Source organism: Pseudomonas sp. QTF5 (assembly GCF_000512695.2).
In the GTDB taxonomy this organism is placed as follows: Bacteria; Pseudomonadota; Gammaproteobacteria; order Pseudomonadales; family Pseudomonadaceae; genus Aquipseudomonas.
Genome location: NZ_AZRW02000046.1, coordinates 1 through 12,660, shown reverse-complemented (window position 1 = coordinate 12,660; position 12,660 = coordinate 1). Strand labels below are relative to the sequence as shown.

11 protein-coding genes are annotated in these 12,660 nt (G+C 58.5%); 3 read left to right on the top strand and 8 right to left on the bottom strand.

What is annotated here, in order from left to right:
* Positions 1–5: 5 nt before the first annotated feature.
* The 7 genes from IC37_RS25435 to IC37_RS25400 form a co-directional block, all read right to left on the bottom strand.
* Positions 6–1,622, bottom strand: a complete 1,617-nt coding sequence (locus IC37_RS25435) for an EAL domain-containing protein (RefSeq protein ID WP_030127875.1) — start codon at positions 1,620–1,622, stop codon at positions 6–8.
* A 73-nt stretch (positions 1,623–1,695) separates the two neighbouring features.
* Positions 1,696–2,475 (bottom strand): N-acetylmuramoyl-L-alanine amidase, encoded by a 780-nt coding sequence (locus IC37_RS25430; protein WP_030127876.1) that lies wholly within the window; start codon positions 2,473–2,475, stop codon positions 1,696–1,698.
* A 106-nt stretch (positions 2,476–2,581) separates the two neighbouring features.
* Positions 2,582–4,606 carry a GGDEF domain-containing protein gene (locus IC37_RS25425; RefSeq protein WP_030127877.1) on the bottom strand — a complete coding sequence of 675 codons (2,025 nt, stop codon included), beginning with the start codon at positions 4,604–4,606 and terminating at the stop codon, positions 2,582–2,584.
* Entirely contained in the window at positions 4,607–5,467 is an 861-nt protein-coding gene (locus IC37_RS25420) for an endonuclease/exonuclease/phosphatase family protein (RefSeq protein ID WP_030127878.1), read from the bottom strand.
* Positions 5,468–5,481: 14 nt separating this feature from the next.
* On the bottom strand, positions 5,482–6,123 hold the full coding sequence (locus IC37_RS25415) for a thiol:disulfide interchange protein DsbA/DsbL (protein WP_030127879.1): 642 nt from the start codon (positions 6,121–6,123) through the stop codon (positions 5,482–5,484).
* Between the two features lie 197 nt (positions 6,124–6,320).
* Positions 6,321–6,932: a cytochrome c4 gene (locus tag IC37_RS25405; RefSeq protein ID WP_030127880.1), complete on the bottom strand. Its 612-nt coding sequence runs from the start codon at positions 6,930–6,932 to the stop codon at positions 6,321–6,323.
* Positions 6,933–6,978: 46 nt separating this feature from the next.
* Positions 6,979–7,269 carry a cytochrome c5 family protein gene (locus IC37_RS25400; protein ID WP_030127881.1) on the bottom strand — a complete coding sequence of 97 codons (291 nt, stop codon included), beginning with the start codon at positions 7,267–7,269 and terminating at the stop codon, positions 6,979–6,981.
* Positions 7,270–7,460: 191 nt separating this feature from the next.
* On the opposite strand from IC37_RS25400, the gene yihA reads away from it, so the two are divergent.
* Positions 7,461–8,102 carry a ribosome biogenesis GTP-binding protein YihA/YsxC gene (gene yihA / locus IC37_RS25395; protein ID WP_030127882.1) on the top strand — a complete coding sequence of 214 codons (642 nt, stop codon included), beginning with the start codon at positions 7,461–7,463 and terminating at the stop codon, positions 8,100–8,102.
* Positions 8,103–8,402: 300 nt separating this feature from the next.
* Here yihA and polA read toward each other — a convergent pair whose 3' ends face one another.
* Positions 8,403–11,171: a DNA polymerase I gene (polA, locus tag IC37_RS25390; protein WP_030127883.1), complete on the bottom strand. Its 2,769-nt coding sequence runs from the start codon at positions 11,169–11,171 to the stop codon at positions 8,403–8,405.
* 74 nt (positions 11,172–11,245) lie between these two features.
* Between polA and IC37_RS25385 the strand changes: the two genes are divergently transcribed.
* Together IC37_RS25385 and IC37_RS25380 are read left to right on the top strand one after the other, a co-directional pair.
* Positions 11,246–11,533: a DUF2782 domain-containing protein gene (locus IC37_RS25385; RefSeq protein WP_030127884.1), complete on the top strand. Its 288-nt coding sequence runs from the start codon at positions 11,246–11,248 to the stop codon at positions 11,531–11,533.
* Between the two features lie 59 nt (positions 11,534–11,592).
* Entirely contained in the window at positions 11,593–12,543 is a 951-nt protein-coding gene (locus tag IC37_RS25380) for a homoserine kinase (RefSeq protein ID WP_030127885.1), read from the top strand.
* Positions 12,544–12,660 lie beyond the last annotated feature (117 nt).

The following is a 12,660-nucleotide window of genomic DNA, read 5'->3' as shown; positions in this document are numbered from 1 at the left end:
CCATCTCAGGCTTCGTCATCCAGACGTCGGGTGGTCAGTCGGCGGCCACGGGTGATCAGTTCGATGAACTGCACGGCGCTCAGTGCGTGGGAGAACAGCCAGCCTTGACCGAACTTCACCCCTTCGCTGCTCAGAAACACCACTTGGGCTTCATGTTCGATGCCTTCTGCAATGACCTTGAGTTGCAGGGCCTGAGCCATGCGAATGATGTGCGGTGCTACGCCGCTGCTGGCGGCATCATGGCCCAGCGCGTCGATAAACGCCTTGTCGATTTTCAAGCAGTCCACCGGTAGGGTTTGCAGGTAGGCGAGGCTGCAATAGCCGGTGCCAAAGTCGTCGATCAGCACCTGATGCCCGACATCCCGCAGGGCTTGCAGGTTTTCTCTGGCCACCACCACATCCACCAAACCGCGCTCGGTCACTTCAAAGGCAATCTGCCTGGCCGCCACCCGGTGCACGCTCAACAGGCGCGCCATCACCTGACCAATACGCGGCACCATGACATCGCAGGCCGCCAGGTTAACCGAAATGTACAGTTGCGGATTGGACCGCAACAGTTGCCCGAGCTGTTCCAGCAGGCGCTGCAATACGAAGTCAGTCATCTGGCGGATCTGGCCAGTATTCTCCGCCATCGGAATGAACAGGTCGGGACTGGTCAGCGTACCGTCCGGCCTTCGCCAGCGCAGCAGGGCTTCGGCGCCGACGCAGTTGCGGCTGTCGAGGTCGAAGATCGGTTGATACAACACTTGCAACTCGCCTCGCCGAATGGCGCCTTGCAGTTCGGCATCCAGCGATTGCCGCTGGCGCACTAGTAGAAACACCAGAATGCCGACACAAGCACTCAGCGCCAGGCTGGCCGGCAGTAGCCACCACCATACCGCTGGTACATGCATTCCGGTGCGAGGGGTGATCAGTACCAGTTGGTAGTCGGGTGTGTTAGTGGGCATTTGGTAAATCAGGTGGGTATGAGTAACTTGCAGCGCATCGCGGCTTTTCGGGGGCCAGGGTTTCGCCGGGGGCCAGGCCTGCGCGACACCGAGTACCGGAACCGCCCGGCTGCCGTGGTCGAGCACCACCAACAGACTACTCCCCGGAGACAGATCGACCATGTCGGTCAAATGCCCGCGCGACGTCGCAACCCGGAAATTGCCACGCCCAAGCATCAGTGCGGCGCGGTTCTCATCGGGTTCGGTGGTGGTGTTCAGCCAATAGCTGTAGGTGGGGCCCTTGATGTCCGGCGGTCGGATCAGCGACACCCCTTCCTGGCGGGGGCGGTTGGAGCAGGTTCGCGAAGTGTCCATATAAGCGGCTTCATAAACGAAGCGGTAATTGAAGCTGACCTGCTGCAGGGTGGCGATCATTTCGTCATCGCAACCTCGCAGCGGTTGGGCTTGCAGGTCATCGAGGCTTTCGCGCAACTGCCCGAACAGCTGCTCCAGGCGGACCAGGAAGCGTTCTCCCTGGGCATTCATTTCCTGGCTTTCGTTGTGCTCGACTTGATTCATCGCCACGAACAAACTGCCGACCGTCAGAAGCGTTGCGCTCAAGGCAGTAGCCAGCATCGCCAAAAACCAAGGGCGATAGAACCAGCTATGCAGTCTCTCCCGAGCAGCAGGCATCATGGAATATCCGAAGAATTACCAATGAGTTATAGCTGCTGATTTGGAAAAAGCGCTGACCGTCGGGCGGGCGTCATTATTTTGTCTGATTCAACACCTGAAGAATCGCCGCGGTTTGTGCGTCCGGTGTGCCGTCGAAACGGGTAGGGCGAAAATGCAGCTGAAAGGCCGCCAGCACATTGCGTGTCGCTGCATCCAGTTCGCCGGTTTGCGGCGTGGCGTATCCCACGCGGGCAAGCTGTGCCTGAAACCAACTGATACTTGGTAATTGCACGGCGAACTGCGCTTGCTGCCGCGCCACGGCCTGTTCGTTCGGCCAGATCCCCAAGCCTTCGGCAGCCAGGCGCTTCCAAGGGAACAGCGGGCCGGGGTCGAGCTTGCGCATCGGTGCGATGTCGCTATGGCCAATGATATGGCGGGGGCTGATGCCTTGGCGCTTGCTGATGTCCTTGAGCAGGAAGATCATCGACTCAATCTGGGCTTCGCTATAGGGGTACCAGAGACGCCCGGTCGGGGTGTCCTCAAAGCCCTGATTAACGATTTCGATGCCAATGGAACTGGAGTTCAGCCAGGTCCGGCCTTGCCATTCGCTTTCGCCAGCGTGCCAGGCCCGGACATTTTCATCCATTAGCTTATAAATAGTGGCGCGCTTGTCGTCGCTAATCAGGTAGTGGCTGCTGACCTCGCCATGGGTCAACAATTGCAACGAGTTCTCCAGGGATGCGGACGTGTAATGCATCACCACGAACTGAATACGGCTGTCGTGATTGGCTGAAGGGTGGCTGGTATCGATTCGTGGGCCGCTGGCACAACCGGCTAATAGAAGCAGCGACGCAATAAAAATAAGACATTTCATGGCAGAAGACAGTACACGCAAAGACAATAATGCAACAGTGTAACGTATTGCCTTGCGGCGCTAATGGCAAAAAACGCTCCTTTAAACAAAATGGAACAATTGGCCGTCAGCCCAGTTCAATTCGATTTCGTCCGGTATTTTTCGCCCGGTATAACGCCTGATCAGCTCTTTCAAGCACAAGATCGCTATGTTCGCCGGGTCTGAAGGCGGTCAGTCCCATGGAAATGGTAATGGTGACTCGCTTGCCCTTGAAGTGAAACGGGCAGGCTTCGATCGATGCGCGCAAGGTTTCCAGCAGTTTCGCGCCGACCATAGGTAATGTGGCAGGCATCAACAGTACAAACTCCTCACCGCCGAACCGGGCAATGAAATCAGTCCCGCGCAGACGCTTGCTTAGCACGCTGGCGATGATTTTCAGCACCTTGTCGCCTGCCAGATGGCCATAGTTGTCATTGATGCGTTTGAAATGGTCGAGGTCGAGCATTGCCAGCAACAAGGTATTGCCATGTTGTTGCCATTGGCCGATTTCATGCTCCAGGCGTTCGCCCCAGGCAGCTCGATTCGGCAGGCCGGTCAATGGATCGATCAGCGCCTTCTGACGCTGCTCTTCGAGATGCTCGCGGTAGCTCAGGGCTTCCTCCTCCATATGGGCAACCCTTTCGGCCAGACTTTGCAAGCGGGCGGCTACTTCCTGCTCACGCTCGTCGCGCTGTTTCTGGTGCAGGTCCATGGTGCCGAGCAAGCCTTCGAGGTGGTTTTCCAGCACATGCTTGAGATCATCAAGGTCCGCCGCTTCTTGCATGCTGCTTTGCAAGCCATCGACTTGCTCGCGAATCTGCGTGTCCATTTCCCGCGCGGCCGAGCGGTTGTCGGCGTGGCCGTCGCTCGCCGCTTGCAGGTTGCTCTGAAATGACTCGAGGCGTTCGTTGAGTTGTTGCAGGTACGCCTCGAATTCGTGCTGGCCGCTGTCGGTAATTGCCAGCATCAACGTTGCCAAGTCATCGAGGATTGGCAGCAGTTCGTACCAGTTCAAGCCGTTTTGAAGACGATCGCGCATCGCCTCGGCTTGCGGACGATAGCGTTCGGGCAATGCCAGGTCATCGAGAAGGCCCAGCAGGGTGTCTTCGATGTGCTTGGCGACAGAGCTGTAGGACGGTTCTGGCGAGTCCGGCAGGGCATACAGAATGTCGTGCTCGGAGGGCTCTGGATCGATGGCCTCCGGTGTCAGTTCATCTGGATTGACTGCCGACGGAGCCTGAGTGGCCGGTAGGGCGATCGATGGAACCGGCTCTTTTGGTTGTTCGATATTCGGCCGAGGTTGTACCTCCGGGGCTTGGCTGCTCGTAGCTTCTGGCTCAAGGACGGGCGGGACAAACGCCATGACTTCAGACGCAGGTGCGATTGCTGTTGGCGCCTGAATTTGCAGCGGTGCAGCGGCGGGCAGAGCGACTTCTATAGTTGGCAGCACCGCTTGCGGTTTCTCGGCGGCTGGCGCGAAATTAACCGTCGCTTTTAGGGGCACGGCCGGCGCTGCTGCAACCGGGTCGACAGGTTGCGCGGCAGGTATTTGCGATTCGGGGGCGAGGATCTGTGAAGCGGTCTCCTCCGTTTCCCTACTGAACAACCGCTGCAGAAAACCCGGACGATCAGGTTCGGCAGGGTTCTCCAGCAGGTTCAAGGCTTTGCCTTGCAAGCCGCTCAGCTCGCTAAGCAGCAACGGAATTTCGCGAGCCTGGCTTACGCGTCCGTCGAGCTGTTTGGCGAATTTTTTCAGTGGCCGGCTCACTTCCCGGGGCAGTGGCAACGCTTGCAGCTGAGAGACCAGCGACGTCAGGGCGGCACTGACTTGATTGACCCGGGTTTCCCGGCGTTGCTCGGAGTCAAGCACGGCTTTTTCCAGGCGCGGCAGCAAGGCAGCCAGGCCGGCGTCCATGTCATCGGTGCGGACGACTTCGCGCATTTCCTTCATGCATTGGTCAACAGCGCGATCGGTACCTTCTGCGGCCAGGGTGCTGCGCACCAGCCCGCGACGCAGCAGATCGAGCCGGGCGTCCCATCGACGTTCCAGTTTTTCTTGTTGTTCGATGCTTTTGAGGTATTTCTCTTTCCAGCGCTGTGCTTCGTCGCTCATTCAGGCAGGACTCAACGCGGGCAATGCATCGGCCGTGAGCGAACCCGGCAGACGAATCTCTACCGCGACCGGCAGGTGATCGGAAATGGGGTGTGCCAGCACTTCGACCTTTTCAAGGGTCAGGGTGGGGCTGAGCAGAATATGGTCCAGGCAACGCTGTGGGCGCCAGCTGGGAAAGGTCGCTTCCAGTTGCGGCGCGAGCAGGCCCAAATCACGCAACGGGGAGTTTTGCAGCAAGTCACTGGCATGGGTGTTCATGTCGCCCATCAGCACCTGGTGTTTATAACCGCCGATCAACTCGCGGATGTAGGCCAGTTGCAGGCTGCGGGCGCGAGCGCCCAGCGCCAGATGCATCATCACCACCACGAGCGCCTCCGGACCTTCGCCGAAGCGCACCAGAATCGCCCCGCGACCCTTTGGCCCCGGCAGCGGATGATCTTCAATCGCCCACGGGCGCAGTCGGCTGAGCACGCCATTGCTGTGCTGGCCGAGATGACCGAGATTGCGATTGAGTTGTTGATACCAGTAGGGGAAGGCGCCGAGTTGCGCCAGGTGTTCGACCTGATTGACGTAGCCTGATCGCAGGCTGCCGCCATCGGCTTCCTGCAAGGCGACCAGATCGAAGTCGCCCAGCAGATTACCGATTTTTTGCAGGTTGTCGGCACGCCCGGTGTGCGGCAACAGATGCTGCCAGCCGCGGGTCAGATAGTGCCGATAGCGCTCGGTACTGATGCCGACCTGGATATTGAAACTGAGCAAACGCAGACGGCTGTCCACGGGCAACCCCGTCGATTCCAGGTGATGCTCGTTGACCCGCGGATGATGCAGGCCAACGATGCGTTCAGTTCCCCAGCGGCGCATGGCAGGTGCCGCGCTTAGTTGGCGACGGCCTTGGTTGCCGCTCGCTCTTTGGCGACCAGTTGGTCGGCCAGTTTCAGCGCTTGTTCGGCACCGCCGGCAGAGCCGATGTCAAAGCGATACTTGCCATTGACGATCATGGTAGGCACGCCGGTGATTTCATATTTCTTGGCAAGTTCTTTGGCTTTGTTGATCTGGCCCTTGATGGCGAAGGAGTCGAAGGTGGCCAGGAACTTGTCCTTGTCTACACCTTGGGTCGCCAGGAAGTCGGCCATGTCTTCTTTGTCGGTCAGTTTCTTGTGTTCTTTCTGAATCGCTTCGAAAACTGCCGCGTGAACCTTGCTCTCGACACCCATGGCTTCAAGGGTCAGGAACATCTGGCCGTGTGCGTCCCAAGGGCCGCCAAACATGGCCGGAATGCGCACGAAGTTCACGTCGGAAGGCAGTTTTTCAACCCACGGGTTAACAACGGGTTCGAAGGCATAGCAATGCGGACAGCCGTACCAGAACAGTTCCACGACTTCGATCTTGCCAGGCACGGCCACCGGGACCGGATTGCTCAGCTCGACATAGGGCGCTGCAGGTTTTTCGGCGGCTTGGGCAGTCATGCCGAACAGGCTGGCAGCGATGAGTGCGGCGCTGATGATCAGATTACGCATGCTTTACTCCTGGACAATTGGGTCGCCTCGCGCGACCTGTTTTCAGACAGATCCTGGCGGGCTTGAGTTTGTAGTGTAACGGCAGAGGCCACAAAAAAGGGCAGCCAAAGCTACCCTTTTTATGTTTGCATCGACGGATTAATCGAGTGTTAACGTTGCAAGAGATCTACACCCCTCGCAACGCTCGATCGCAGACCTTAGTGCAAGCCTTGAATATAGCTGGAGACTGCGGCGATATCTTCGTCGCTCAGCTTTTTAGCGATGCTCTGCATGGGTTTGGTATCGCCGTCGTTGGCCCGACCGCCTTCTTCTTTGCGGAAGTCCGTCAATTGCTTGGCAACATACTGAGCATGCTGACCGCCCAGATGCGGGAAGCCGGCAGCTGCGTTGCCCTTGCCATCCGGAGAGTGGCAGCCGGTGCAGGCCGGCAGACCCTTGGCCAGGTCGCCACCACGGAACAGTGCTTCACCGCGAGTCACGACTTTCGGGTCGGCGGCGCCAACGCTGCCTTTCTGGCTGGCGAAGTAGGCGGAGATATCAGCCAGGTCCTGATCACTCAGGTTGGTCAGCAGGCCGGTCATTTCCAGTACCGTGCGTTTGCCGGACTTGATGTCGTGCAGCTGCTTGTTCAGATAACGCTCGCCCTGACCTGCCAGTTTCGGAAAGTTAGGCGCCATGCTATTGCCATCCGGGCCATGACAGGCGCCACATACTGCGGCTTTCGCCTGACCAGCAGTCGCATCACCTGCAGCATGGGCAATGCCGGAGATCCCCACGGTCAACAGCAGACTCACGATCAATTTGTTCATCAGCTAATCCAACTACGGCTAAGGGTTAAAGAGTTATGGACCGGGTTTACTCGTTCATCCAGTGGATGATGGCTCGGTAATCCTCGGCACTGCAGTCCATGCACAAACCACGCGGCGGCATCGCCTTGAAACCCTGGGTCACGTGTTGCACCAGCGTCTCCATACCTTTCGCCAACCTCGGCGTCCAGGCTTCCTGATCGCCCTTGCGGGGCGCCATGGGTAGTTGGCCGGAATGACAGGCACCACAAACACGGTTGTACACAGCTTCCGGATCCTGTGTAGCCTGAGCGCTGTAAAGCGGCATCAAGACACCGGCAGCTAGCAGCCATTTCGTCATAAAACGACCTTTTCAGGGTTGAGAGCGTGCTGCGTTCTAGTGCGCAATCAAGGTCAATCGCTCTCGTGAACTTCATCCTACGCTGGGACAAAGCGCACACAAAATCTGCGGCATTATATACTGGCGTCACTGAAACGGAAACGACACTGCTTGCCGCGTCCATTCCCGGCGCCGCCCACATCGGAAATCCCATGCAACTCAAGAATCCCATCCTCGGCCTGTGCCAACAGTCCACCTTCATGCTCAGCGCCGCCAAAGTCGACCAATGCCCCGACGACGAAGGCTTTGAAGTGGCCTTCGCCGGGCGTTCCAACGCCGGCAAGTCCAGCGCGTTGAATACCCTGACACACGCCAGCCTGGCGCGGACCTCGAAAACTCCGGGTCGCACGCAGCTGTTGAACTTCTTCAAGCTAGACGATGAACGCCGTCTGGTCGACCTGCCGGGCTACGGTTACGCGAAAGTGCCGATCCCGTTGAAGATGCACTGGCAGCGTCACCTGGAAGCCTATCTGGGCGGTCGCGAGAGTTTGAAAGGTTTGATTCTGATGATGGACATCCGTCATCCAATGACCGATTTCGACCTGCTGATGCTCGATTGGGCCGTCGCCAGTGGCATGCCGATGCATATTTTGCTGACCAAGGCAGACAAGCTGACCTACGGCGCGGCGAAGAACACGCTGCTCAAGGTTCAGTCGGAAATCCGCAAGGGCTGGGGCGACACGATCACTATCCAGCTGTTTTCGGCACCCAAACGCATGGGTCTGGAAGACGCCTACACTGTATTGGCAGGCTGGATGGAGTTGGCGGACAAAGGCGCTGAGGCTGCCGAGTAAAGCTCTCCAGACAAATCAGCAGACAAAAAAAACCCCGGACTTCGTATGGGGAGGGAGAAGTTCCGGGGTTCAAGTTTCCGGACCGCTAGGGCGGGGTCCAGATATCTGCCAACACTTAACACAACATAGGAGCATCGAAGGGCTTCACCAGCCATTCAGTATCTCTGAGTGGCGGTTCACGGATTTAGTTCAGACTATTTTCAAAAACCTTTGGAAATAATCGACGTCAATTTCCGCACTATAGCCCTTCGTTATTTTGTGTTGCGGCATAAGGCCGCAGCACGAGCTTTTTGGGGCGGTTCAGTGCGCCTCATCCCAGTTGTTGCCTACGCCCACCTCGACCAGGAGCGGCACATCCAGCTGTGCGGCGCTGCTCATGTGCACGCGAATGTCCTCACTGACCTGGTCGATCAGGTCCTCACGCACCTCAAGCACCAATTCATCGTGTACCTGCAGGATGACTTTGGCGTCCAGGCCTGACGATGTCAGCCAGTTATCCACCGTTACCATGGCTTTCTTGATGATGTCCGCCGCGGTGCCTTGCATCGGGGCGTTGATTGCCGTGCGCTCGGCAGCTTTGCGCAGGGCCTGGTTTTTCGCGTTTATTTCCGGCAGGTACAGGCGACGACCAAAGATGGTTTCGACAAAACCTTGCTCGGCGGCCTGGGCGCGCGTGCGCTCCATGTACTCCAGCACGCCGGGATAACGGGCGAAGTAGCGGTCGATGTAGGCCTGGGACTGTTTGCGGTCAACGCCGATCTGCTTGGCCAGGCCAAACGCGCTCATGCCGTAGATCAAACCGAAGTTGATGGCTTTCGCGCTACGACGCTGATCGTTGGTGACCGCGTCCAGCTCGACGCCAAACACTTCTGCGGCCGTTGCCCGGTGTACATCAAGGTTATTGCGGAAGGCGTGCAGCAAACCTTCGTCCTTGGCCAGATGCGCCATGATCCGCAGTTCGATTTGCGAGTAGTCCGCCGCCAGCAGCTTGTAGCCTTTCGGTGCGACGAACGCCTGACGAATTCGACGACCTTCGGCGGTACGGATCGGAATATTCTGCAGGTTCGGGTCGATGGACGACAAACGTCCGGTGGCGGCGACCGCTTGCTGGTAAGACGTATGAATGCGCCCGGTGCGAGCATTGATCTGCTCTGGCAAACGGTCGGTGTAGGTGCTTTTGAGTTTGCTCAGTGAGCGGTACTGCATCAGTACCTTGGGCAGCGGGTAGTCCTGTTCCGCCAACTCGGCCAATACCGCTTCGGCCGTCGAGGCCTGGCCCTTGGCGGTCTTGCTGAGTACGGGCAAGCCGAGCTTTTCGTAGAGGATCACGCCCAGTTGCTTCGGCGAACCCAGGTTGAATTCTTCACCGGCAATGGCGAAAGCCTCACGCTCAAGGGCGACCAGTTTCTCGCCCAACTCGACGCTCTGGATGCCCAGCAGGTTGGCGTCCACGAGCGCGCCCTGGCGCTCGATTCGGGCCAGAACCGGCATCAGCGGCATTTCAATGTCGTTGAGCACTTTGCCCAGGCTTGGCGTCGCTGCCAGTTTTTCCTGCAATGCCAGATGCAGGCGGAACGTGACGTCGGCGTCTTCGGCGGCATAGGGGCCAGCGAGCTCAAGAGATATCTGGTCGAAGCTCAGCTGTTTGACGCCTTTGCCCGCAATCTCTTGAATGTCGGTCTTGCTTTGGCCCAGGTATTTGAGCGCCAGGCTGTCCATGTCGTGGCGGGTGGCCGTCGAGTCCAGTACGTAAGACTCGAGCATGGTGTCGTAGGCAATACCCCGAACAACAATCCCGTTGTTCTGATCACCTCCGATGGCGCAATTGGCGAGGATATTGGTTTCGAACTTGGCGTGCTGGCCGACTTTCAGCTTATTCGGGTTTTCCAGCAGCGGTTTCAACGCCAGCAGCACAGTGTCGCGATTCAGTTGCTCCGGCACGCCCATGTAGGAATGGGTCAGCGGAATGTAGGCCGCTTCGTTGGCCGCGACGGAGAACGACAGACCCACCAGTTGTGCATGTTGGGCATCGCTGCCATTGGTTTCGGTGACGAAGGCGATCAACGGCGCCTTGTCGAGCTTGTCCAGCCAGGCCTCGAAGTGCTTCTGGTCGAGGATGGTTTCGTATTTCGCTTCGGCGGCGCCCGGCTGCTCCTGGACGACCTCGACAATGTCCTGACCCGAGCGCTTGGCGTCACGCTGGTTCTCTTCGAACCAGCTTTTGAATTCCAGCAGGGTGTAGAGCTCGGCGAGCTTGTCGTGATCCGGCTTGCCCATTTGCAGATCGTCGAGCCCGATGTCCAGCGGTACGTCGATCTTGATGGTTGCCAGTTGATAGGAGAGGAACGCCATCTCCTTATGCTCTTCGAGCTTGGCCGGCAGGGTCTTGGCACCGCGAATCGGCAGGGTCGGGACGATGTCGAGCTGTGCATAGAGCTCGGTCAGGCCGCCGTTCACGCCGACCAGCAGGCCGGAAGCGGTCTTGGGACCGATGCCCGGAACGCCCGGAATGTTGTCGGACGAATCGCCCATCAGTGCCAGATAATCGATGATCTGCTCGGGAGCGACGCCGAATTTCTCCTTCACGCCTTCCACGTCCAGCGCGCTACCGGTCATCGTATTGACCAAGGTAATGTGCCCGTCGACCAGTTGCGCCATGTCCTTGTCGCCGGTGGAGATCACCACCGGACGGTCGGCGGCCGCGCTGCTGCGGGCCAGAGTGCCGATCACGTCGTCCGCTTCGACGTTGTCCACGCACAGCAATGGAAAGCCCAAGGCCTTGACGCTGGCGTGCAACGGTTCGATCTGAACCCGCATGTCGTCGGGCATGCTTGGTCGATTGGCCTTGTATTCGGCGAACATCGCGTCGCGGAATGTACCGCCCTTGGCGTCGAACACCACGGCAAACGGGCTGTCCGGGTACTGCTTGCGCAGACTCTTGAGCATGTTCAATACGCCTTTGACCGCACCGGTCGGCAGGCCTTTGGACGTGGTCAGCGGTGGCAGCGCGTGAAAGGCGCGGTACAGATAAGAAGAACCGTCCACCAGGACGAGGGGGGCTTGGCTCATGAGCAGGATCAACCTTTTCGGCGGGTCCGGCGCTAGAATAGCGGGACCGTTGACGACAAAGGGACAAGGTTATCATGCGCACACTAAATCGCTTGTTGCTGGCTGGTTTGTTTGCAATCACCCCATTGGCTGTCATGGCGGCGGACGACGCGCCCTCGGCGGACCCGGATGTAACGATCCGCACGGAAGGCGACAAGACCATTCAGGAATACCGGCAAAACGGTTTTCTGTATGCCATCAAGATCACTCCGAAGGGCGGTAAACCGTACTTCCTGGTGCGCTCGGATGGGACGGATGCAAACTTCATCCGCTCGGACCAGCCGGATATGCTGATTCCGTCGTGGAAAATATTCGAGTGGTAAACCGCTCCTAACTTAAATCGGCGTCGGCAGTCGCGGCGCCCGTACTGGCAGTTTTAACCATGTCTGTGTTCACCCCCCTGGCTCGGCCCGAGCTGGAAACCTTTCTCGCCCCTTTCGGGCTTGGCCGCCTGCTTGATTTCCAGGGGATCGCCGCCGGTAGCGAAAACACCAATTTCTTTATCAGCCTGGAGCAGGGCGAATTTGTCCTGACCCTGGTCGAGCGCGGTCCGGTGCAGGAGATGCCGTTCTTCATTGAACTGCTCGACGTGCTGCATGACGCCGACCTGCCGGTGCCTTATGCACTGCGTACTACCGACGGCGTCGCGTTGCGCGAACTGGCCGGTAAACCTGCGCTGTTGCAGCCACGTCTGGCGGGCAAGCACATCAAGGACGCCAATGCGCAGCATTGCGCTCAGGTCGGCGAGTTGCTGGCTCATCTGCATCTGGCGACCCAGGCCAACATGATCAAACGTAAAACCGATCGTGGCCTGGACTGGATGCTGGAGGAGGGCACGCAGTTGCTCTCACACCTGAATGCCGAGCAAAGCGATCTGCTGCAACGGGCTCTGGATGAAATCACGCAGCAGAAGACGAAAATTCTGGCACTGCCGCGGGCCAACATCCACGCGGACTTGTTCCGCGACAACGCGATGTTCGAAGGCACGCACCTGACCGGGTTGATTGACTTCTACAATGCCTGTTCGGGGCCGATGCTCTATGACGTGGCAATTGCCTTGAACGATTGGTGTTCGGATGAGCAAGGGCAGATTGATGGCGCTCGGGCGCGGGCATTGCTGGGCGCTTATGCGGCGCTGCGACCGTTTACCGCTGCCGAAGCCGAGCTATGGCCGACCATGCTGCGCGTGGCGTGCGTACGGTTCTGGTTGTCGCGGTTGATCGCCGCGGAGTCTTTCGCCGGGCAGGATGTGTTGATTCACGACCCGATGGAATTTCAGCTGCGCTTGGCACAGCGGCAGAAGGTCAGTACGCCGCTGCCGTTCGCCCTTTAAATTGTGGCGAGGGGGCTTGTCGGAACGCCGCACCGCCCCGTTGGGCTGCGGAGCAGGGACTGTCATAAATTTTGTGTTCGGGCATAACATGTTGAAGAGGTGCATGTATGCCAACCA

Coding starts and splice junctions, on each gene's coding strand:
- IC37_RS25380 (WP_030127885.1), top strand. CDS start 11,593: ATGTCTGTGTTCACCCCCCTGGCTCGGCCCGAGCTGGAAACCTTTCTC.
- IC37_RS25400 (WP_030127881.1), bottom strand. CDS start 7,269: ATGACGAAATGGCTGCTAGCTGCCGGTGTCTTGATGCCGCTTTACAGC.
- IC37_RS25425 (WP_030127877.1), bottom strand. CDS start 4,606: ATGAGCGACGAAGCACAGCGCTGGAAAGAGAAATACCTCAAAAGCATC.
- polA (WP_030127883.1), bottom strand. CDS start 11,171: ATGAGCCAAGCCCCCCTCGTCCTGGTGGACGGTTCTTCTTATCTGTAC.
- yihA (WP_030127882.1), top strand. CDS start 7,461: ATGCAACTCAAGAATCCCATCCTCGGCCTGTGCCAACAGTCCACCTTC.
- IC37_RS25420 (WP_030127878.1), bottom strand. CDS start 5,467: ATGCGCCGCTGGGGAACTGAACGCATCGTTGGCCTGCATCATCCGCGG.
- IC37_RS25385 (WP_030127884.1), top strand. CDS start 11,246: ATGCGCACACTAAATCGCTTGTTGCTGGCTGGTTTGTTTGCAATCACC.
- IC37_RS25415 (WP_030127879.1), bottom strand. CDS start 6,123: ATGCGTAATCTGATCATCAGCGCCGCACTCATCGCTGCCAGCCTGTTC.
- IC37_RS25405 (WP_030127880.1), bottom strand. CDS start 6,932: ATGAACAAATTGATCGTGAGTCTGCTGTTGACCGTGGGGATCTCCGGC.
- IC37_RS25435 (WP_030127875.1), bottom strand. CDS start 1,622: ATGATGCCTGCTGCTCGGGAGAGACTGCATAGCTGGTTCTATCGCCCT.
- IC37_RS25430 (WP_030127876.1), bottom strand. CDS start 2,475: ATGAAATGTCTTATTTTTATTGCGTCGCTGCTTCTATTAGCCGGTTGT.